The organism is Croceicoccus ponticola, assembly GCF_004004515.1.
GTDB classification, from domain to species: domain Bacteria; phylum Pseudomonadota; class Alphaproteobacteria; order Sphingomonadales; family Sphingomonadaceae; genus Croceicoccus; species Croceicoccus ponticola.
Genome location: NZ_RXOL01000001.1, coordinates 751,213 through 772,604, shown reverse-complemented (window position 1 = coordinate 772,604; position 21,392 = coordinate 751,213). Strand labels below are relative to the sequence as shown.

Below are 21,392 nucleotides of genomic sequence, written 5' to 3'. Positions count from 1 at the left end.
CACATCAATATGGAAACAATCAACACCCATCGTGACCGCTATTCGGCGGTCGCCATAGTGCTGCACTGGCTGATCGCGATCGCTCTCATCGTAAACTGGCGACTGGCCGAAGCTGCGGAACATCTCGAGGGACCTGCGGCTGCCGTTTACATGAATCCGCACAAGGCACTGGGCATCACAGTGTTGGTGCTCACGGTCCTGCGCATCGTCTGGCGACTGGTCAACCCGCCGCCGCCGATGGACCCGAATTACGCGACGTGGGAGCGCATGCTGGCCAAGTTTGTCCACGCCGTATTCTACATCTTGATGATTGCAATACCGGTGCTTGGTTGGCTCGCCACTTCGTCCTATGGATTCGGCGTCGATTTCTTCGGCCTGTTTCAGGTTCCGGCGTTGCCCGTTGCCAACGATCCTGATGCCGGTAAGTGGGTGATCGGCCTTCACAAGACGTTGTGGACGCCCATGATGATCCTGATCGGTCTGCACATACTGGGCGCGTTGAAGCACCAGTTCTTCGACAAGAATGGCGAGCTGGGACGGATGATCCCTGGACTGGGTCGCCGCTGAACGGAAAACGGCCCCTCGCCGTGTGGGCGAGGGGCCGTCTCTTCCGGTTAAGTCTGCGACCCTGACCTTACCAGAAGAAGTCGTGGATCACGTCGACAACTTCGCCAGAGTACATGTCGACCAGCATCACGTCGTCGTAGTAACGGACCCAGCGATAGGGGCCGTAGACTTCGGGCAGGCGGTATTGCCACGGATCGTTGATCCAATAACGTGAGCTGTAGAACATCGAACCCAACGTGAAGCCGATGCTCAGTCGACGGTAGCTGTAGTCGCGATAGGGCGAGTAATAAGCGCCGATGCGATAATGGTTCCGGTGCGCATTGCGATAACGGTGCCAATCGTAGCGGCTATTGTCGCGCCAGCTATGGTCCCATCTATGATTATGGCTGCGGCGATCGCCGTCACGGTAATTGTTGTCGCGATAGTGCGCCGTGCGGCTGCCGTCGCGGTCACGCCAGTTGTCACGCGTGCCATCGCTATGGTTGCGGTCGGTATAGGTGCGGTTGCGATCCCGGTCGCTGTAGGAACGGTCGCCATCAGATCGCGTCCCGGTATTGTACCGCGTATCCGACCGGTTACGGATACGGCTGTCATCGGTGCGCGTGGACGTCGCTTGACGGGTGCTGCGATCTGACTGTGGCGTGATGACCGTGCGCGAATTGCCGTCCGAACGATCGGAACGATTCCAATCGCGACCCGAACGCGTTTGCGCAGTTTCGCTGCGACGATCGGACTGGTTCCAATCGCGACCCGATCTCGCTTGGGCCGTCTCGCTGCGGCGGCTGGACTGATTCCAGTCGCGGCCGGAACGCTCTGCGGAACGCGACTGCGGTTGCTCGCGCGGTTCGCTACGCGCCTCGCGTTGGGGGCGAATGCGGCTGCTGCTATCTGAACGACTTTCCTTGCGCTCGGCCCTTGAACCGCGGTTTTCCCCGCGATCTTCACGGCCGGCAAGGTTTGCCGATGCGTTTGCAATCCGTGTTTCACTGGACATCGGGACGGCCTGCGCGACAGGTGCGCCGGCCAGCATGGTGGTGGCAAGGATTGCTGCTGTCACCGTCTTGAAGGTCTGGACCCTGAACATTGATACTCTCCAAACTGGGAACGCTGGCTAGCGCTCACTTGGTCGCTGGAGTTGTATTTACAGGTATCCGTCTGTCGCGGTCATGAACCGGACCGTGGACATCCGTTCATCTAAACATATTTTTAGATGAACGGATTTACGGCCACTTAGCGAGTGAGTTTCTTGTAGGCGAGGGCGGTCGGTCGATCAGCCGCATCGCCAAGGCGCCGGCGCTTATCTTCCTCGTAAGCTTCGAAGTTTCCTTCGAACCATTCGACGTGGCTGTTGCCTTCGAAAGCGAGGATGTGGGTAGCAAGGCGATCGAGGAAGAAGCGATCGTGCGAGATGACCACGGCGCAACCGGCGAAGTTCTCGATTGCTTCTTCCAGCGCGCCCAGCGTTTCCACATCGAGATCGTTGGTCGGTTCGTCGAGCAGGAGGACGTTGCCACCCTCCTTCAGCATCTTGGCCATGTGGACGCGGTTGCGCTCACCGCCGGACAGCTTGCCGACGTTCTTCTGCTGATCGGCGCCCTTGAAGTTGAACGCACCGACATAGGCACGCGTCGAAGTTTCATGCTTGTTGACGGTCATGTAATCGAGACCGTCGGAAATTTCTTCCCACACGTTCTTCTTAGGATCGAGATGATCGCGGCTCTGGTCGACGAAGCCGAGATGTACCGTTTGGCCGATCTCGATTTCACCGCTGTCGGGCGTTTCCTTGCCGGTGATGAGCTTGAACAAGGTCGATTTGCCCGCGCCGTTCGGCCCGATCACGCCGACGATGCCGCCCGGGGGCAGCATGAACGAAAGGTTTTCGAACAACAGTTTGTCGCCGTACGACTTCGTTAGGTTCTTCGCCTCGATCACCTTGCCGCCAAGCCGTTCGGGCACCTGGATGACGATCTGGGCCTTGCCGGGCTTGCGATCGTTCTGCGCGTCCTGCAGCTGCTCGAACTTGCGGATACGTGCTTTCGACTTGGTCTGGCGGGCGGCAGGCGTCTGCCTGATCCATTCCAGCTCTTCCTTGAGAGCCTTGGAACGGCCGCTTTCCTCGCGCGATTCCTGCTCGAGCCGCTTGGCCTTCTTTTCGAGGTAGGTCGAGTAGTTGCCTTCGTACGGATAGTACGAGCCGCGGTCGAGTTCGAGGATCCAGCCCACGACGTGATCGAGGAAGTAGCGATCGTGGGTGATCATCAACACCGCACCCGCATATTCCTTGAGATGGTTTTCCAGCCACTGCACCGATTCGGCGTCGAGGTGGTTGGTCGGTTCGTCGAGCAGCAGGATCGACGGCTTCTGGATCAGCAGACGCGTCAGCGCGACACGACGCTTTTCCCCGCCCGAAAGGTTCGCGACGTCGGCGTCGCTCGGCGGGCAGCGCAAAGCTTCCATCGCGATTTCGAGCTGGTTGTCGAGCGTCCAGCCGTCCACCGCGTCGATCTTTTCCTGGAGTTCGGCCATCTCGGTGCCCAGCGCATCGAAATCGGCGTCGGGTTCGGCCATCAGAGCGGACACTTCATTGAAGCGATCTACGAGATCCGCAGTTTCGCGGGCGCCGTCCTTGACGTTTTCCAGCACCGACTTGGTGGGGTCGAGCTCGGGCTCCTGCGGCAGGTAGCCGACCGTGATGTTTTCGCCCGGCCACGCTTCGCCGGTAAAATCAGTGTCGATGCCGCCCATGATCTTGATGAGCGTGGACTTGCCCGCGCCGTTGGGGCCGACGATACCGATCTTCGAACCCTGATAGAACTGCAGGTTGATGTCTTTCAGCACCGGCTTGGGGGCGCCGGGGAAAGTCTTCGTCATGTTCTTCATGACATATGCGTATTGGGCGGCCATGCGTCGTCCTCTGGGTGTATTCTAGAGTTTCAGGATTTGCCGCGCAGATAGGGATTATGCACGCTTTCAGCAAGGGGAACCGGCGCGTTTCCATTTGGTCGCGGGACACTGCCCCAATCGGTCGACGACCATGAAAATGGGGCGTGAAGAGGGGCGCGATAGCCGCAATATCGGGCCCCTTTGATTTCGATCCCCTCAGCGCTCAGCCCGCGACAAATACACCGCATGCGATCCGGGCGCCGGCGTTGCCCGCAGGCTGGCTCTTCATGTCGTCAGGGGCGGCATGGACGACGAAAGCCGAACCGTCGGCGTCGAACAGGGCCGCCCAGGTTCCGTCAGACGTACCGGTCAGCGTTCCGGTGCCGTCCTCGCCAATTTCGATATTGCCGGTATCGCCCGCATGCGGGTGCGGCGGCGCGCTGTCCAACCCGTGGTTCGTGGCGTTGGGGTTCCAGTGTCCACCGGCGCTGGTAAAGTCGGCAGCAGAACAATCGCCAGTGGCGTGAATATGCGCCCCGTGCAGACCTTTGGGCAGGTTGTTGGCGATGACCTTGACCGCAAGCGCGCCATCATTACCGGTCACAGTCACCATGCCCACGACATTTCCGGCAACATCCTTCAGCTCTGCAATGGCGCTTTGGGCGGCCGGGTTTTCGAACATTTCCGGCGCGGGTGTGGCTTCGACAGCATGATCTGCGACTTCGCCGCAGGCGCTCAGCGCGAAAGGGGCCATCATGGCGAAGACCGATGCTTTGGCGGAAATGAGTTTCACGAATGGGTTCCTTCAATGCTTTGAACGCCGGAATTATAAACGCCCGGCCCGTTGCGACCCGGTGGACGACAGCCGCAATCGTTCAGATTATGTGGTCCGCTGGCAAGACTTGTTTGCGCCCCCAATGTCTTGCATGTCTCGTCGTATTGCCAAGTGGCGGCGAGATGCGGCTGCTCATGTCGATTCAACCGGGTCGACGGCATGAAAAGCCGCAACTACCATGCAACGATAGCGGTGCAGGCGCGTTAGCCTGATTGACACCGCCCAAACGTCCATCGGATGCGGGTATTCGTCAAATCACATCACCATGCGGGCTCCCGAAAGGATGCAGCAAGACATGACACCAACGGGCAACGACAACGCCACGGCCGACAACGTTACGGGTTCCGGCTCATCCGCGGCAGGGCTGGCGGCGACGCTTATGCCCGTTGGCATGGAAGTGAATGGCATGACAGTCGCGCTTTCGCTCGATCCGCGCACCACCTTGCTCGACGCGATGCGCGAGCATCTCAGGCTCAACGGCACGAAAAAAGGCTGCGATCACGGTCAGTGCGGTGCTTGCACCGTCATCGTGAATGGGCAGCGCATCAATTCCTGTCTTACGCTTGCCGTGATGCATGACGGCGACGCGGTTACCACGATCGAAGGATTGGGCACCGTGGACGACCTCCACCCCATGCAAGCCGCCTTCGTGAAGCACGACGGCTATCAATGCGGTTATTGCACGCCGGGCCAGATCTGTTCCGCCGTTTCGGTTTTGAAGGAAATCGCGGCCGGCGTGCCGAGCCATGCGACCGCCGATCTTACTGCGACCCCAACCGTGACGCGCGATGAAATATCCGAGCGGATGAGCGGCAACCTCTGCCGTTGCGGAGCCTATTCCAACATTGCCGAGGCAATGGTCGAAGTCGCGGGAGCCGAGGCATGAAGGCTTTTACCTACGAGCGAGCGACTTCGCCCGAACAGGCGGCCGCCGCGGTCGCGGGGCGCGATGGCGCAAAATTCATAGCCGGCGGCACGAACCTGCTCGATCTCATGAAGTTGCAGATCGAGGCGCCGACGCACCTCGTCGACCTCCAAGATCTTGGGCTCGATAAGATCGACGCAACACGCGACGGTGGCCTGCGCATCGGTGCGCTGGTTACGAATACAGCGCTGGCATCGGACGATCGGGTGCGGGCCCAATATGGCGTGCTGACGCGGGCGATCGTGGCCGGTGCTTCGGGTCAGTTGCGCAATAAGGCGACGACGGCGGGCAACCTTTTGCAACGGACGCGGTGCCCGTATTTCTATGACACCAACCTGCCATGCAACAAACGTGCGCCGGGTTCGGGGTGCGCCGCGGCAGAAGGTTTTTCGCGTCAGCTTGCGGTGATCGGCACGTCGGATCAATGCATAGCGACTTATCCCGGCGACATGGCGATTGCGCTGCGACTGCTCGATGCGACGGTCGAAACTGTCATGCCCGACGGGACCGGCCGGTCCATTGCCCTGGCCGATTTCCACCGGCTGCCCGGCGACCAGCCGTGGTTAGACAACACATTGGCCGAGGGCGAGCTGATAATCTCCGTAACCCTGCCCAAGCCGATTGGCGGTCGTCATATCTATCGGAAGGTGCGGGATCGCCGGTCCTATGCCTTCGCGCTCGTGTCCGTGGCGGCGGTGTTGCACGACGATGGCACCGGGCGGGTCGCTTTTGGCGGGGTCGCCCACAAACCGTGGCGGAGCGAAGAGGCCGAGGCGCTGTTGCCCCAAGGCGCGGGCGCAGTCGTCGAGAGGGCGTTCGCAGGAGCAGCGCCGACCGATGACAACAAGTTCAAGATCACCCTGGCTGACCGGACGCTCGCCAGCGTGATCGCCGAAGCGAGGAGCTAAGGCCATGCAATTCGACGCACCGGCAGGCAGCAATATTTTCGACGACGCCCGGATAGTTGGCAAATCCACTCCGCGTATCGACGGTCCCAACAAGGTGACGGGCACCGCGCCCTATGCCTACGAACGGCACGATGTCGTCGCGGATCAGGCCTATGGCTGGATTGTGGGGGCCGGCATCGCCAAGGGACGAATCACGTCGATGGAACTGACGGCGGCAAAAGCTGCGCCCGGCGTCATCGCGATCGTCACCGCGCCCGACACGCAACCGGTCGGCAAGGGCATGGACAACCATGCACCGCTGTTCGGCGGCAGCGAGATCACTCACTACCATCAGGCGATTGCCTGCGTCGTGGCGGAAACCTTCGAACAGGCCCGCGCGGCGGCGGCATTGATCGATACGAACTATGACCGGTCGACCGGATCCTTCGACTTCGACGCGGTCCGGGCCAGCGCACCACGCAGCGGCGAGGCCGAGACGCTTGGCGACTTTGAGACAGCATTTGCCGAAGCTGCGGTGCAGATCGACGAGACCTACACTACGCCCGGCCAGACCCACGCGATGATGGAGCCGCTCGCAACGATCGCGGCGTGGGATGGTGACAAGCTGACGTTGTGGACTTCTAACCAGATGATCACGTGGGCAAAGGAAAGCCTTGGCGACATTCTGGGCATCGATAGCGCGAATGTCCGGGTCGATTCCCCGTATGTCGGGGGCGGTTTTGGCGGGAAGCTGTTCATTCGCGCCGATGCGGTGCTTGCCGCGCTGGCCTCCAAAGCGGCGAAGCGCCCGGTAAAGATCATGATGCAGCGCCCGCTGGTGGCCAACAATGCCACCCACCGTCAGGCCACGCACCAACGTATCCGGCTGGGTGCGCGGATGGATGGTCACATCACCGCGCTTTCGCATCAGAACTGGTCTTACAACGTCGAAGGAGCCAGCGGGGAAACCGCGACTGCGCAGACCGCAAAGGTCTATGCCGGCGCCAATCGACTGACGGCGGAATATTGTGCCACGCTCGACCTGCCCGAAGGCAACGCCATGCGCGCCCCGGGTGAGGCGGTCGGACACCTGGCGCTGGAAGTCGCGATGGACGAACTGGCCGAAGCTTTGGGAATGGACCCGATCGAGCTTCGCGTCGTCAATGAGCCCGATGCGGTGCCGGGCAATCCGGGCAAGAGGTTTTCCGACCGCAACCTTGTGCGCTGTCTGCGCGAAGGGGCTGACCGGTTCGGGTGGTCGGAACGCAGTGCGACGCCTGCCGCGCGGCGCGAAGGGCGCTGGCTTTTCGGCGTGGGCGTGGCGGCTGGCTATCGCGGCGCGCCGACCTGCAAATCGGGCGCACGGGTGCATTTGGCCGACGGTCGCATCGTGGTCGAAACCGACATGACCGACATCGGCACCGGCACTTACACGATCATCGCGCAAACGGCGGCGGAAATGATGGGCGTCCCGCTTGACCATGTCACCGTAACGCTGGGCGATTCCAGTTTCCCCGCCTCTGCGGGTTCGGGCGGGCAGTGGGGGGCGACCAGTTCCACTGCGGGCGTCTATGCCGCGTGCGTCGCACTCCGCAGGCAAATTGGCGAAGTGTTGGGCTTCGATGCGGACGATGCCCGGTTCGAAGACGGATCGATCGTGGCCGCCAACAAGGCCTTCCGCCTGGCCGACGCCGGCACGCTCAGCGCAGAGGATACGATACGGTTTGGCAAGTTCAAGAAGGACTACGATGTCGCCACGTATGCCGGTCATTTCTGCGAAGTCGCAGTCGATGCATATACCGGCGAAACCCACATCCGTCGGATGTTAGCCGTATGCGACGCAGGACGCATCCTGAACCCGCTTTCGGCCCGCAGTCAGGTGATCGGCGCCATGGTGATGGCAGCCGGAGCCGCCTTGACCGAAGAACTGACGGTCGACACTCGCTTCGGCTGCTTCGTCAATCACGACCTTGCCGGTTATGAAGTCCCGGTTCATGCCGACATCCCGCATCAGGAGGTCATCTTTCTCGATACGTTGGATGAAATAGTTTCGCCGATGAAGGCCAAGGGCGTGGGCGAGCTTGGCATCTGCGGACCCGGTGCGGCCATTGCCAACGCGATCTATAACGCCACCGGCATCCGCGTGCGGGATTACCCGCTGACCCTGGACAAATACCTCGATCGCCTGCCCGCGATCGCCTGAAGCGGTGTCGTGGCAGGCGTGAGAGCGAAGCGTGCGAAAGAGGCCAAGTTGGTCGGGGAGACAGGAGACGGAGACGAGGGTGCCTTAACCCCGCAAAACTCCTAGGAAACCTTGCATTACATAGGCTTGCGCCCTACAGACCTGCCCCACAAACCTGCCCAACACGGGGCGGTAATGGGGTGAATGATGGCGTCGATACGCGCACGATTTAACAAGTTCGAGGCTCGCGTGAGGATCCCGAAGACCTTGCGGGAAGCTTATGAGGGCCGGGAGATTCTCCACAAGACGATGGAGGCCACCGACAAGCGCACTGCCCAGATCGAGGCTGATGCGTGGGAAGTCCTGCTCAAGGCGGAATGGCATGTGCGCCTGTCTGGCACCCAGCCGCCTACGAGCATTCGACGGCTGCCCCACAAACCTGCCCAACAGGAGGAGTGGTTTGGATGGTAAGTATCTGATTTTGAGTTGTTTTTCCAAAGTGGTCGGGGAGACAGGATTCGAACCTGCGACATCCTGCTCCCAAAGCAGGCGCGCTACCGGGCTGCGCTACTCCCCGACCCTTGGCGTCCAGCCCCTCCCGGTAGGGGGGCAGGAAGAACGGTGGGCCCGGCAGGATTCGAACCCGCGACCTAGCCGTTATGAGCGGCCAGCTCTAACCGCTGAGCTACAGGCCCTTGGGCTGCGCGACTAGCGGGGGCAGGGGCGCTTGGCAAGCGTGGTGATGCCGGCAGTTCAAGCGACAGCTTCGCTTTCGCCGATTGCGTCGCAATGCTCGCAAGGGAGCGACAGGACGAGCCTGCCGTCGTCACGCGTCAATCCGCCCCCTGCGGCGCGGGCCTCGGCCTTCAACAAGCGGAGGGCAAAGCCGCGCCCAAGCAGCCCGACGGCCAGTTCCTCGGTCGCGTCGTCATTCGCCGCAGCTCCGTAAAGAGCTTCGTCGTCAAGCGTCGAAAGACTGCGCGGCAAATCAATGGAAATGACGATGCGATCGGCTTCGACGTGTTTCGACAGGACGATGCGATCGTTGACCCCCGCAGAGACGGCGACAACCCCCAGCAAACGCCACACGATCCGTTCGACGTCCCCCTCTGCAACCGGGACGGTCACCATCGGATCGGCAAGATCGGCGTGAAGGGTGGCTCCACGTGCAGATACGATCGGCATGACTTGTTCGACGACCGAGGACAGCAGCGGACCGATGGCGGTCTGCCCGTCGGAAAGCCTCCGCGTGCCCAGCCGGAGGCGGATCAGGCGGTCAACCTCCTCCAGCCCCGCTAGCAGCGCTGCGGTTTCGCCCGCGATGTTCGCCGCCAGCGCGCGGTACTGGTGCGGGACGGGGCCGAAAAGCTGTTGCTGGATAATTTCGGAAAAGCCCTGCAGCGCGTTGATAGGCGTCCGCAATTCATGCAGCGCCTGCCGGACGAGATCGCCTCGTTGGTCGGTGCGTTTGCCAATCTGCCGGGTGAGCCGGGCATGATGGCCCAAAAACCTGCCCACCGGATCGAAGTTAGGCGCAGCGTCCAGACGCCATTCGCCGGTGATGATGGGTGACGCGGCTATCGTAACCTTGCCCCCGCGCACGGATTGCTGCCGTCGCAATGCGGTCGCCGTTGCTTCGTCAAGACGTGCGGTGGCATCGGCATTGGCGGACAGGATGAGGCCGCAGAGCATGGGGCCAAGCTGGCTGGTCGAGCCGATCCTGCCTTCGGGCGAAATGAGACAGTCCACTTCGCTTGCGGCGGCGATGGGGAGAGGTGCAGGTTCGGGCTGTGCCGCTTCGGCATCGGCCGACTGGCGCGGTGCGCCGCCAGTCACCGCACGCGTCGCATCTTCCCGCCTTTGGAGGCGGAACCGTTCGATCCGCGCGACTATTTCCGCTACGTCGGATGCACGATTGCGAACGGCGCCTTCGCCCGCCAATGGCGCTGGCGTGCGTTCGGGAATGGCGATGCTTGGCGTTAGCTCGTCGACAGGCGATCCGCGCCTGACGGTATGTTCGAGCAAAAGTTCGGGCAAGTCTTCCGATCTGCGGGCGCGCCCTGCCATGCGGGCGCTGCGAATCCGTCCCTGCTGTTCTTCGTCGAGCACGCCGATCAGGACCGTCCAGCCCTCTTCGTCGAGTTCGGCGGAATCGATCGCCGCGTTGGCCACTTCAGCCTCGCCTTCGCACAATTGAGCAACCAGCGGCGGCGACCGCAATCGCAGGGCGGGGTCGGATATGATCGCTGCACGTTCGCGCGCTGGGATACGCCGGGCAAGGGAGGCCAACCGGAGAAAAGCCGCGGCGACGAGCGATCCATCGGCGGCGGCCTTGCCGCTTCCCAACAGGTCGACGAGTTGACGATACTGTGCACGCGCTGCATCGTCGCTGTCGGCAGCGACGTCGAGCACGGTGCGCAAGCGATCGTCCAGTGTCATTTCTTCCCCTGTATGAGGCAGAGACCGGCTTCGAAAATCTCGACCGATCCATGATTCCGCCCCAGTCATCGAGGTAAACGTCAGGTTAAGACGGGGGAAGGGGGCCGATCGCTGCGTTGCAAAGTGGCACAGTCAATAATCTCGCACGATAATTGCTTACGCCACAGCCAATAGTATTCGGAACTTGCGCGCCCGTGGGGAATTGTTGCACAAGCCGGAGGGCACCGCATGAATGATGAAACGACGGGTTTTCGATGACGAATTTTGACGAGATCGATCAGCGCCTCTTGGCCGAGCTGCAAGCTGAAGGGCGCATCACGAATGTCGAATTGGCCAGCCGTGTCGGTCTTACCGCTCCGCCGTGCCTGCGGCGGGTCCGCTCGCTAGAAGAAAGCGGCGCAATTCGCGGATATCATGCAGAGCTCGATCCTGCGGCGCTTGGCTTCACGATAACCGTCTATGCGATGGTCAGCCTAAAAAGCCAGGCAGAGGACGCCTTGCGCGCGTTCGAGGACCATGTCGCCACGTTGCCTGCGGTTCGCGAGTGCCACATGCTTAATGGCGAAATCGACTTCGTCCTGAAAATCGTCAGCAAGGACCTGCAAAGCTTTCAGGAATTCCTGACCAGCCATCTGACGCCCGCGCCCAATGTGGCGAGCGTAAAGACATCCCTCGTCATTCGAACGTCGAAGAACGAGCCAGGCGTCCCGCTGGAGCTTTGAGTCGGGCGAAGTTTGCCCAGTTAAGCGCCAAGCCGAGCTTGCCTCGGCCTGCGCTCAGATTTCGCGCTCGGCCAGCCATTCCTCCAGCCACTTGATGGTATAGTCGCCGTTGATGAAATCGTCTTGCCGGATCAGTTCCTGATGCAACGGGATCGACGTCTGTACGCCCCCGACGACCATTTCTTCCAAAGCACGTTTCAGCCGCATGATGCAGCCTTCGCGTGTGCGGCCATAAACGATCAGCTTGGCGATCATTGAATCGTAATAAGGCGGGATGCGGTATCCAGCGTAAAGGCCCGAATCGACACGCACGTGCATGCCGCCTGCCGCGTGATAGCTGGTTACCAATCCGGGCGAGGGGGTGAAGTTGAACGGATGTTCCGCATTGATGCGGCATTCGATCGCATGGCCGGCGAAATGCAAATCGTCCTGCGTCACCGAAAGCGGCTTGCCGTCGGCGATGCGAATCTGTTCGCGGACTAGGTCGACGCCGGTGATCGCTTCGGTCACGGGATGCTCGACCTGAAGCCGGGTGTTCATCTCGATGAAGTAGAATTCGCCGTTTTCCCAAAGGAATTCGATCGTGCCCGCACCGCGATAGCCCATGTCGGCCATCGCCTTGGCACAGGTTTCGCCCATCCGTTTGCGGTCTTCGGCGCTGATGACCGGCGACGGCGCTTCTTCGAGCACTTTCTGATGACGCCGTTGTAGCGAGCAGTCTCGTTCGCCGAGATGGATGGCCGTGCCTTCGCCGTCGCCGAACACCTGGAATTCGATGTGGCGCGGATTGCCGAGATACTTTTCGATATAGACGGTGGCGTCGCCAAATGCGGACTTCGCTTCGTTACCCGCCTGCTTCATCAGGGTTTCGAGCTGATCTTCGGCTTCGCAGACCTTCATCCCGCGACCGCCGCCGCCTGACGCTGCCTTGATGATGACGGGATAGCCGATTTCGGCCGCGATTTGCCGGGCTTCGTCAAAATCCGAAACCGCGCCGTCCGATCCCGGAACCAGCGGCAGGCCCAATGCCCCTGCCGTCTGCTTGGCCGCGACCTTGTCGCCCATCGTTCTGATGTGTTCCGGCTTGGGGCCGATCCATTTTAGCCCGTGCGCTTCGACGATCTCGGCGAACTTGGCGTTTTCAGACAGGAAGCCATAGCCGGGATGGATTGCGTCGGCATTGGTGATTTCGGCCGCCGAAATAATCGCCGCCATGTTGAGATAGCTGTCCGCAGCCGCAGGCGGCCCGATGCAAACGGCCTGATCGGCAAGACGAACGTGCATCGCGTCGGAATCGGCGGTTGAATGTACCGCGACCGTTTCGATGCCCATTTCATGCGCGGCGCGATGCACGCGCAGCGCGATTTCGCCGCGATTGGCGATCAGAATGCGCGAAATCGTCATGACAGGGCTCCGCTCAGTCGATGACGACGAGCGGCTGGTCGAATTCCACCGGTTCGGCATTGCCGACGAGGATCTTCGACACGGTGCCGGCGCGGGTGGCGGGAATGGCGTTCATGACCTTCATCGCCTCGACGATGAGCAAGGTGTCCCCGGCCTTTACCGCCTGACCCACTTCGACGAAATTGGCCGCGCCCGGTTCCGCCGAAAGATATGCGGTGCCGACCATCGGCGACTTTACCGCGTTCGCCAATGCCGTTTTGCCGGCATCGACGCCAACTGCACCAATGGCTGGGGCAGGATCTGCTGCCGGAGCCGGCGCAGCGACGGCGGCGACGGTTGCCGCGGCCGCCGTGACGGCGCGCGACACCCTGATCTTGCGATCGCCGTCCTCGACCTCGATTTCGGTCAGGCCGGTTTCGGCCAGCATTTCGGCCAGTTCGCGCACAAGTGCGCTGTCAACGTTCATACCGGCCGCGGGACGGCTGGTGGGGGTCTTGGCTTCGCCCATCAATTCCTCTTTCGGAGGTTGTCTGTTGGCGTAGCGCGCTACGCCGAGACAGCACGGAGGGCAAGGGGCGAGACCATTCTTCCCCCACGGGCTAGCGGTCGATCCCCCGCGACTTGCCCCACTGGCGCGCCACCGTATAACCAAGATAGCCGGTACCGAAGAGCGCGTAGAGCGGTTCCGGCAAACCATTGAGATAGCGGGTCATCCCATCCGCGATAGCCAGCGAGGCTGGTGGATCGAAAGCGGCTACCAGCCCCATCGGAATCGCGAAAAGAATGATGACATACATGACGTAAAGAAATCCCGGACGGGCACGGCTGGTCCACGGATCGGCGGAGTTCGCCTCGGCGACGATGGCTGAAAGGCGCGCTTCGACAAGCTGCATCTCTTGCGTGCCTTCGAGTTTCAGCAGTTCGAGCTTGGCTTTTTCGCGCGCATCGCGATCGGGGATGACGCGGTCGATGATGCGGGAAATCGGAACGATGAGCGAATCGAGCAAGGGCATGCGGCTCTCCATTGGGCAGGGGCCTTGCATCGAGCAGTCGGACGCTATTGTAGGAAAATAAAATATTGGCTTGGCCGGTGTCGCGATGCCAGATTAGCCAAAGCCAGCCGGAGTTATTGCGTGAGCGTCACCATCGAAGCCACGTCGGGCGAACAGATCGTCCCGCTCATCGAGGATCTTGCTCGCCTGCGCATCGCCGTCTTTGCCGAGTGGCCTTACCTTTATGACGGCGATCCGGCGTACGAAGCTGCATACTTGCGCGAATTTGCCGCCGCGCCCGATGCCATCATGGTGACCGCGCGCGATGGTGAGCGAATCGTGGGTGCGGCAACCGCATCGCCGATGTCGGCGCAAAAATCCGAGTTGCGCGCGCCGTTCGAATCGTGCGGCTTCGACACGGCGAAGCTGTTCTATTTCGGCGAGAGCGTCCTGCTGCCCGAATATAGAGGGCAAGGCATCGGCAATGCGTTTTTCGATTACCGCGAAGAACAGGCGGTGCGGTGCGGCGCGAGCCATACCTGTTTCGCAGCAGTGATTAGGCCGCCGGATCACGTCGACAGGCCGGACGATTATCGCCCATTGGATGCATTCTGGCGAAAGCGTGGGTACTTGCCGATTTCAGGCCTTGTCACCCACCTCAGCTGGAAGGACCACGGGGACGATGGCGAAACCCAAAAGCCGATGCAATATTGGTCGCGACGGTTCTGACGCGCGGAAATCCGAGATTGTGGTGAAGTTCACTAACAAGAATCATAAAATTGGGTCTATTCGCCATGGCATAGCCAATTTGAGGTGAAAATCTTTTTACCGAACTTGCTAGAGTGTCACGCGAAGATTCCGGCGCCCTCATGCATCGGAACAGGGGCGACGGAATGCACAGATATCAGACGGGGTTCGGCAACCATTTCCAAAGCGAAGCGGTAGAAGGCGCTCTGCCTGTTGGCCGCAACAGCCCGCAACGACCCGCTTTCGGCCTTTATGCCGAGCAGTTTTCGATCAGCGCGTTTACGATGCCGCGCGCGGAAAACATGCGCAGTTGGCTTTATCGCATGCGGCCGACGACATCGCACCGGGCGTTCGAATTGTTCACCGCTCTCTCCCGCTTTGAAAGCGCGCCGATCACGCACGAGCCGGTGACCCCGAACCGCCTGCGCTGGAACCCGCTTGCCGTGCCGGAAGAGCCGACCGATTTCGTCGATGGCATGGTCACCTTTGGCGGCAACGGCGATGTCGGCACGGGGGCGGGGATCGCGATACACCTTTACGCGGCGAACACGTCGATGGATCGCCGCGTTTTTCAGTCGAGTGACGGCGAACTGCTGATCGTGCCGCAGGAAGGCACGCTGCACCTGGATACCGAGATGGGGCGTATGGAGGTTCCGCCCGGATACATCGCGCTCATCCCGCGTGGCATGCGCTTTGCCGTAAGGATCGGCGGTCCGGCGCGCGGCTATGTCTGCGAAAATTACGGCACGCCTTTTCGGCTTCCCGACCTCGGCCCGATCGGTGCCAATGGGCTGGCCAATCCGCGCGATTTCGAAGCGCCGGTGGCATGGTTCGAGGATGTGGACGAGCCTTACGAATGGGTGCAGAAATTCCAGGGGCGTTTGTGGTCCACCACGTTGGATCACTCTCCCTTCGACGTCGTGGCCTGGCACGGCAACGTCGCGCCTTGCCGTTATGACCTTGCGCGGTTCAACACCATTGGATCGATAAGCTTTGACCATCCCGATCCATCCATTTTTACGGTGCTGACATCGCCAAGCGAAATTCCCGGGACCGCGAATTGCGATTTCGTGATCTTCCCGCCGCGCTGGATGGTGGCCGAGGATACATTCCGCCCCCCGTGGTTTCATCGCAATGTGATGAGCGAATTCATGGGGCTGGTGCATGGCGAATACGATGCCAAGGCCAAGCAGGAAGGCGGCGGGTTCGTTCCCGGCGGCGCGAGCCTGCACAACCAGATGAACGGCCACGGACCCGACGCCGAAACGACGCGTCGCGCAATGGAGGCCGATCTTGCGCCGATGAAGATCACCGACACGCTTGCCTTCATGTTCGAGAGCCGCTGGGTCATTCGGCCCACGTCCTTTGCCATGACCACGGCTGCGCGGCAGGACGACTATGACGATTGCTGGTCCGGGTTTCCCAAGGCCCGGTTGCCCGAATGACAGGATTGAACAGGACCGAAATGCTGAACCAGACCCACGATCCCGACGCCAAGAGCTGGGTGAACGACGCCAACGATCACGCCGAATTCCCGGTGCAGAACCTGCCTTTGGGCATTTTCGCGCCATCGGGCAGCGAGGATCGGCGAGGCGGCGTCGCCATCGGCGATCGGGTGCTGTGCCTTCGCGGCGCGGCGGCGTTTCTGCATGGCGCGGCGGCGGACGCGGCCCGGCTGGCCGACGCGGCATCGCTCAACGCCCTGTTCGCTGACGGCAACGCGGCGGCAGATGCGCTGCGGCAGGGTCTGTTCGCGTTGCTGACCGACGAAAAACGCGCGTCAGACGCGGAAAAAGTGCTGTTCGATGCGACCGAATGCGACCTTTCGGTCCCCTTCGTCGTGGGTGACTACACCGATTTCTATACCGGCATCGAACACGCAAAGAATGTCGGCGCGCTGTTTCGGCCCGACAATCCGCTTTTGCCCAATTACAAGTATGTGCCCATCGGTTACCACGGCCGCGCGTCGTCGATCCGTGCCAGCGGGGCTGAGGTGATCCGGCCGACCGGCCAGACCCGTTCGTCAGAGGGTAGCCCACCGCATTTCAAGCCGAGCGAGCGGCTGGATTACGAGATGGAGATGGCGATCTGGACCAGCGGGGCGAACCAGCTGGGCCGGCCGATCCCGATCGGCGAGGCGACCGGTCATATCGCCGGCCTCTCTATCCTGAACGATTGGTCCGCGCGCGATTTGCAGGCATGGGAATATCAGCCGCTCGGTCCTTTTCTGGCCAAGAATTTCCTGTCCACCGTATCGCCATGGCTGGTGACGAGCGCCGCACTCGACCCGTTCCGCACAGCGCAACCGGTGCGACCCGAAGGCGATCCCAAGCCGCTCGACTACCTTTGGGACGATGCCGATCAGCAGCACGGCGCGTACAGCGTTTCGATGGAAGTGCTGCTTCAGACCGCGAAGATGCGCGACAAAGGCATGGCACCCCACCGGCTCAGCAAAGGGCCGATGACCGCGATGTACTGGACCGCGGCGCAGCTGATCGCGCACCATACGGTCAACGGTTGCAACCTGCGTCCGGGCGATCTGTTGGGTACAGGCACCTTGTCCGGGCCGGACGCATCGAGCTTCGGGTCGCTGCTCGAACTGTCGAATGGGGGCAAGAGCCCGCTCACCCTGCCATCGGGCGAGACCCGCACGTTCCTTGAAGACGGCGACGAAATCGTCATGCGCGCCCATGCCGAAGCGCCTGGCGCGCGCACGATCGGGTTTGGCGAATGCCGGGGACGGATCGCCAGTCGATGACGCTGACGCTCCATGGATATTGGCGGTCTGGCACCAGCTATCGCACCCGCATCGCGCTGAACCTGAAAGGGCTGGATTACGGGCAGGTCACGCACGATTTGCGCAAAGGCGATCAGAAGGACCCGGCCTATACCGCGCTGCAGCCGCAGGGACTGGTCCCGGCGCTGGAAGTGCGCGAGGGTTTCGTCCTTCCGCAAAGCGTGGCGATCCTCGAATGGTTGGAGGAAACTTATCCCGATCCGGCGCTGCTGCCGAAGGATGTCGACGAACGGGCGCTCGTTCGGGCGATGTGCGCGGTCATCGGGAGCGACGTGCATCCGCTGAACAACCTTCGCGTGGTGAAGCGTCTTAAGAGTATGGGTCACGGTCAGGAAGCGATCGACGATTGGGCGCGGCACTGGATCGCCGAAGGGTTCGGCGCGCTGAACCGGATGATCGGCGATCACGGATTGACTTACGCCTTTGGCACCACGCCGACGCTGGTTGATTGTTACCTCGTGCCTCAAGTCTATTCGGCGGAGCGGTTCGGCGCTGACCTGTCGGCTTATGACAAACTAATGAAAGCCTACACCGCCGCGATCCGTCACCCCGCCGTGGCCGCCGCGCACCCCGACAGGCAGCCTGACGCGGATTGAGTGGTAATAACCCTACGCGTATTGCCCCTTCGCCGCATCGAACCGCGCCTGCAATTTTGCGCGCAACAGCGCCACCAGTCCGCTGACCTTGGGCGACAGGTGGCGCCGCGTGGGATAGACCGCCCAGATCGGCTCGTCCTCCGGTCGCACATGCTCCAGCACTTGTTGCAACCGTCCCGCGGCGATGTGTTCGCGCACGTAGAATGCGGGCAACTGGCACACGCCCATCCCGGCAAGGCACGCCTCGACGACGGTTGTCCCGCTGTTGCATTGCCAGCGACCGCGCGGGCGGAACGAGTGTCCCCGTCGGAAATGCCATTGCTGCGCCGATCCGACAAGGCAGGAGTGTGAAGCCAGATCCGCTATTTCCCGCGGCTCGCCATGGGACGACAGATAATGGCGCGACGCAACCGTAACCATTTCGCGCTGCGCCACGCGGGTCGCGATGAGGCGCGAATCTTCAAGATGCCCGGTCCTGACGGCAAGGTCGTATCCCCGGCCCACGATGTCGACGACATCGTTGTCGAGGTCGATCGTGACCGAAATCGCGGGATGGTCCTGCGCGAATTCCCGCACCAGCGGCGCGACGAACCGTTCGCCCAGCGCATAGGAACAGGTGAGCCGCAAGGCGCCGCGCGGTTGCCCTTGCGCTGCGATCCCCGCAAACGCGTCTTCCCGTTCGTCGACAAGGCGCTGGCACTGTTCGAGGAATATCCGCCCCGTGTCGGTCAAGTGGAGCGAACGAGTCGTGCGGTTGAACAATTGGGTTTCGAGCCGCGCTTCAAGTCGGGCAACCGCTCGGCTCATGTGCGTGACCGACGCGCCGAACGCGCTGGCCCCGGCGGTAAAGCTGCCTGCGCGGGCCACGGCGACGAACTCCTCGATCCCGTCCCATCCGCCGATCATTCCGAACTGTCCATCGATTATAACCCTATGGTGATAATGCTTTGCTCAAATCGCTCTTTATCACCGGATGGTGCGATGGCTAGGATGCGCGGGATAAAACCTTCCTCAATGGAGCCGATCCCATGAAAACCCGCGCTGCCGTCGCCTTCGAAGCGAAAAAGCCCCTCGAAATCATCGAAGTCGACCTGGACGGGCCGAAAGAAGGCGAAGTGCTCGTCGAAATCATGGCGACCGGCATCTGCCATACCGACGCCTATACCCTCGACGGTTTCGATTCAGAGGGCATCTTCCCCTCGATCCTCGGCCACGAAGGCGCAGGGATCGTGCGCGAAGTCGGCCCCGGCGTCACCAGCGTGAAGCCCGACGATCATGTCATCCCGCTCTACACCCCCGAATGCCGCCAGTGTAAATCGTGCCTGTCGGGCAAGACCAACCTGTGCACGGCGATCCGCGCGACGCAGGGGCAGGGCCTGATGCCCGACGGCACCAGCCGCTTCAGCTACAAGGGCGAGACGATCTTTCATTATATGGGCTGTTCGACGTTCTCGAACTTCACCGTCCTGCCCGAAATCGCCGTCGCCAAAATCCGCACCGACGCACCGTTCAAGACCAGCTGCTATATCGGCTGTGGCGTGACCACCGGCGTGGGCGCGGTCACAAATACGGCCAAGGTGCAGGTCGGCGAAAACGTCGTGGTATTCGGCCTTGGCGGCATCGGCCTCAACGTGATCCAGGGCGCGCGGCTAGCTGGCGCTGGCAAGATCATCGGCGTCGACATCAACCCCGATCGTGAAGAATGGGGGCGCAGGTTCGGCATGACCGAATTCCTCAATTCAAAGGGCATGAGCAGGGACGAAGTCGTCCAGAAGGTCGTCGCAATGACCGACGGCGGGGCGGACTATACGTTTGATGCGACCGGCAACACCGAAGTCATGCGCACCGCGCTGGAGGCGTGCCATCGCGGTTGGGGCACGAGCATCATCATCGGCGTGGCAGAAGCGGGCAAGGAAATCAGCACGCGTCCGTTCCAGCTCGTTACGGGCCGTAATTGGCGCGGCACTGCATTCGGCGGGGCCAAGGGGCGGACCGACGTGCCTAAGATCGTCGACTGGTACATGAACGGCAAGATCGAGATCGATCCGATGATAACCCACGTGCTTTCGCTTGACGAAATCAACAAGGGCTTCGACCTCATGCATTCGGGCGAGAGCATTCGTTCGGTCGTCGTATTCTGACGACAATCGGGAGAGATATTGATGTTCAGCCATATGACTGTCGGGGCCAACGACATCGACGCGTCGAAGAAGTTCTATGACGCCACGTTCAAGGCGATCGGGGGCGAGGAAGGCTTTATCGATCCCAAGGGGCGGGTCATCTATCAGCATGATGGCTCCGTGTTCGTGGTCACCAAGCCGATCGACGGCGAACCGGCCACGGTCGGTAACGGCTGCACGATCGGTATCGCTATGAGCAATCCGGAACAGGCCAATGCATGGCACGATGCCGGTGTCGCTGCAGGGGGCACCAGCATCGAGGATGCACCGGGCGAACGCGCCGGATCGGGAATGTATCTCGCCTACCTGCGTGATCCTTCGGGCAACAAGCTTTGCGCACTGCATCGACTGGGCTGATGAAATTGCAAACGCTGTCGACGAACAAGTCCCACGGCGGGGTGCAGGGGGTCTATTCCCATGCCTCCGCCGAAACGGGGACAGAAATGGCGTTTTCGGTCTTCGTCCCCGATCACGCGCCGGGCGCGAAGCTGCCGGTGCTGTGGTATCTTTCGGGGCTGACCTGCACCCATGCGAATGTCACTGAAAAGGGCGAATATCGCGCCGCCTGCGCCGAACATGGCATAATCTTCGTCGCGCCGGACACCAGCCCGCGCGGTGACGATGTACCCGATGACGATGGCTATGATTTTGGCAAGGGCGCAGGCTTTTACGTCGATGCGACGAAGGAGCCGTGGGCGAAAAACTTTCGGATGCGGTCTTATCTGGAAAGCGAACTGCCCGAATTGGTTGCGGCTAGCTTTCCTGTCGACATGGCACGGCAGGGCATCACCGGCCATTCCATGGGCGGCCACGGCGCACTGACGATTTCACTGCGCAATCCGGGCCGGTTCCGTTCGACCAGCGCGTTTTCGCCTATCGTCAGCCCGCTGAACTGCTCCTGGGGTGAAAAGGCACTTGGCGGTTACATCGGGACGGACCGGGACGATTGGCGCCAATACGATGCCTGCGCCCTGATCGCGGATGGTGCACGCTTGCCCGATTTGTTGGTCGATCAAGGGACGGCGGACAATTTCCTTGGCGAACAGTTGAAAACGCATCTTCTGGAACAGGCGGTCGCCGATGCCGGGATATCCGCAACCATCCGGATGCAGGACGGGTACGACCACTCGTACTACTTCATCTCGACCTTTCTGGTAGAGCATGTCGGCTGGCACGCACAACGGCTGAAGGCTTAGACCGGGCGGAATGGGCCAAAGCGGTGTAGCGTGAGGGCGG

21 protein-coding genes and 2 tRNA genes are annotated in these 21,392 nt (G+C 61.4%); 13 read left to right on the top strand and 10 right to left on the bottom strand.

Annotation, left to right across the window (positions count from 1 at the left end):
- The first annotated feature begins 9 nt into the window (after positions 1–9).
- Positions 10–567, top strand: a complete 558-nt coding sequence (locus EKN06_RS03735) for a cytochrome b (protein ID WP_127611497.1) — start codon at positions 10–12, stop codon at positions 565–567.
- A 67-nt stretch (positions 568–634) separates the two neighbouring features.
- Here the strand turns inward: EKN06_RS03735 and EKN06_RS03730 are convergent, their stop codons facing one another.
- From EKN06_RS03730 to EKN06_RS03720, 3 genes are all read right to left on the bottom strand, one after another.
- Positions 635–1,651 carry an RcnB family protein gene (locus tag EKN06_RS03730; RefSeq protein WP_127611496.1) on the bottom strand — a complete coding sequence of 339 codons (1,017 nt, stop codon included), beginning with the start codon at positions 1,649–1,651 and terminating at the stop codon, positions 635–637.
- Between the two features lie 146 nt (positions 1,652–1,797).
- Positions 1,798–3,471: an energy-dependent translational throttle protein EttA gene (ettA, locus tag EKN06_RS03725; RefSeq protein ID WP_127611495.1), complete on the bottom strand. Its 1,674-nt coding sequence runs from the start codon at positions 3,469–3,471 to the stop codon at positions 1,798–1,800.
- A 202-nt stretch (positions 3,472–3,673) separates the two neighbouring features.
- Positions 3,674–4,243, bottom strand: coding sequence for a superoxide dismutase family protein (locus EKN06_RS03720; protein WP_127611494.1), 570 nt, complete (start codon positions 4,241–4,243; stop codon positions 3,674–3,676).
- 337 nt (positions 4,244–4,580) lie between these two features.
- On the opposite strand from EKN06_RS03720, the gene paoA reads away from it, so the two are divergent.
- The 4 genes from paoA to EKN06_RS03700 all read left to right on the top strand — a co-directional run bounded on the left by paoA (position 4,581) and on the right by EKN06_RS03700 (position 8,750).
- Complete coding sequence (paoA, locus tag EKN06_RS03715) at positions 4,581–5,171, top strand: aldehyde dehydrogenase iron-sulfur subunit PaoA (protein ID WP_240654582.1); 591 nt, start codon at positions 4,581–4,583, stop codon at positions 5,169–5,171.
- Entirely contained in the window at positions 5,168–6,118 is a 951-nt protein-coding gene (locus EKN06_RS03710; RefSeq protein WP_127611492.1) for an FAD binding domain-containing protein, read from the top strand. The genes paoA and EKN06_RS03710 overlap by 4 nt, the downstream gene beginning before the upstream one ends.
- Before the next feature lie 4 nt (positions 6,119–6,122).
- The gene (gene paoC / locus EKN06_RS03705; RefSeq protein ID WP_127611491.1) at positions 6,123–8,300 is read left to right on the top strand and encodes an aldehyde oxidoreductase molybdenum-binding subunit PaoC; all 2,178 of its coding nucleotides are present in this window, start codon (positions 6,123–6,125) and stop codon (positions 8,298–8,300) included.
- 228 nt (positions 8,301–8,528) lie between these two features.
- Positions 8,529–8,750 (top strand): hypothetical protein, encoded by a 222-nt coding sequence (locus EKN06_RS03700; protein WP_164843917.1) that lies wholly within the window; start codon positions 8,529–8,531, stop codon positions 8,748–8,750.
- 29 nt (positions 8,751–8,779) lie between these two features.
- On the opposite strand, the gene EKN06_RS03695 is transcribed toward EKN06_RS03700, so the two are convergent.
- The 3 genes from EKN06_RS03695 to EKN06_RS03685 form a co-directional block, all read right to left on the bottom strand.
- Positions 8,780–8,856, bottom strand: a tRNA-Pro gene (locus EKN06_RS03695).
- Positions 8,857–8,901: 45 nt separating this feature from the next.
- Positions 8,902–8,974, bottom strand: a tRNA-Ile gene (locus EKN06_RS03690).
- 58 nt (positions 8,975–9,032) lie between these two features.
- Complete coding sequence (locus EKN06_RS03685) at positions 9,033–10,718, bottom strand: histidine kinase dimerization/phospho-acceptor domain-containing protein (protein WP_164843916.1); 1,686 nt, start codon at positions 10,716–10,718, stop codon at positions 9,033–9,035.
- A gap of 254 nt (positions 10,719–10,972) precedes the next feature.
- Here EKN06_RS03685 and EKN06_RS03680 point away from each other — a divergent pair, with 254 nt between their 5' ends.
- Positions 10,973–11,440, top strand: coding sequence for an Lrp/AsnC family transcriptional regulator (locus EKN06_RS03680; RefSeq protein ID WP_127611488.1), 468 nt, complete (start codon positions 10,973–10,975; stop codon positions 11,438–11,440).
- A 54-nt stretch (positions 11,441–11,494) separates the two neighbouring features.
- Here the strand turns inward: EKN06_RS03680 and accC are convergent, their stop codons facing one another.
- The 3 genes from accC to EKN06_RS03665 form a co-directional block, all read right to left on the bottom strand.
- The gene (accC, locus tag EKN06_RS03675; protein WP_127611487.1) at positions 11,495–12,844 is read right to left on the bottom strand and encodes an acetyl-CoA carboxylase biotin carboxylase subunit; all 1,350 of its coding nucleotides are present in this window, start codon (positions 12,842–12,844) and stop codon (positions 11,495–11,497) included.
- 13 nt (positions 12,845–12,857) lie between these two features.
- On the bottom strand, positions 12,858–13,310 hold the full coding sequence (gene accB, locus EKN06_RS03670) for an acetyl-CoA carboxylase biotin carboxyl carrier protein (protein WP_127611974.1): 453 nt from the start codon (positions 13,308–13,310) through the stop codon (positions 12,858–12,860).
- A 133-nt stretch (positions 13,311–13,443) separates the two neighbouring features.
- On the bottom strand, positions 13,444–13,857 hold the full coding sequence (locus tag EKN06_RS03665; RefSeq protein ID WP_127611973.1) for a holin family protein: 414 nt from the start codon (positions 13,855–13,857) through the stop codon (positions 13,444–13,446).
- 120 nt (positions 13,858–13,977) lie between these two features.
- On the opposite strand from EKN06_RS03665, the gene EKN06_RS03660 reads away from it, so the two are divergent.
- From EKN06_RS03660 to maiA, 4 genes are all read left to right on the top strand, one after another.
- Positions 13,978–14,565, top strand: a complete 588-nt coding sequence (locus EKN06_RS03660) for a GNAT family N-acetyltransferase (protein WP_127611486.1) — start codon at positions 13,978–13,980, stop codon at positions 14,563–14,565.
- Positions 14,566–14,729: 164 nt separating this feature from the next.
- Entirely contained in the window at positions 14,730–16,028 is a 1,299-nt protein-coding gene (hmgA, locus tag EKN06_RS03655; RefSeq protein ID WP_127611485.1) for a homogentisate 1,2-dioxygenase, read from the top strand.
- Positions 16,025–17,341: a fumarylacetoacetase gene (gene fahA, locus EKN06_RS03650; protein WP_240654581.1), complete on the top strand. Its 1,317-nt coding sequence runs from the start codon at positions 16,025–16,027 to the stop codon at positions 17,339–17,341. Before hmgA ends, fahA begins: the two co-directional genes overlap by 4 nt.
- Complete coding sequence (gene maiA / locus EKN06_RS03645; RefSeq protein WP_205693799.1) at positions 17,338–17,976, top strand: maleylacetoacetate isomerase; 639 nt, start codon at positions 17,338–17,340, stop codon at positions 17,974–17,976. Before fahA ends, maiA begins: the two co-directional genes overlap by 4 nt.
- 12 nt (positions 17,977–17,988) lie before the next feature.
- Here maiA and EKN06_RS03640 read toward each other — a convergent pair whose 3' ends face one another.
- Complete coding sequence (locus EKN06_RS03640; protein WP_205693798.1) at positions 17,989–18,882, bottom strand: LysR family transcriptional regulator; 894 nt, start codon at positions 18,880–18,882, stop codon at positions 17,989–17,991.
- A gap of 122 nt (positions 18,883–19,004) precedes the next feature.
- On the opposite strand from EKN06_RS03640, the gene EKN06_RS03635 reads away from it, so the two are divergent.
- Genes EKN06_RS03635 through fghA form a run of 3 tightly spaced genes read left to right on the top strand, consistent with a single transcriptional unit; the run spans position 19,005 to position 21,352 of the window.
- Entirely contained in the window at positions 19,005–20,117 is a 1,113-nt protein-coding gene (locus EKN06_RS03635) for an S-(hydroxymethyl)glutathione dehydrogenase/class III alcohol dehydrogenase (protein ID WP_127611484.1), read from the top strand.
- 21 nt (positions 20,118–20,138) lie between these two features.
- The gene (locus EKN06_RS03630) at positions 20,139–20,513 is read left to right on the top strand and encodes a VOC family protein (protein ID WP_127611483.1); all 375 of its coding nucleotides are present in this window, start codon (positions 20,139–20,141) and stop codon (positions 20,511–20,513) included.
- Positions 20,513–21,352, top strand: a complete 840-nt coding sequence (fghA, locus tag EKN06_RS03625) for an S-formylglutathione hydrolase (RefSeq protein WP_127611482.1) — start codon at positions 20,513–20,515, stop codon at positions 21,350–21,352. Before EKN06_RS03630 ends, fghA begins: the two co-directional genes overlap by 1 nt.
- Positions 21,353–21,392 lie beyond the last annotated feature (40 nt).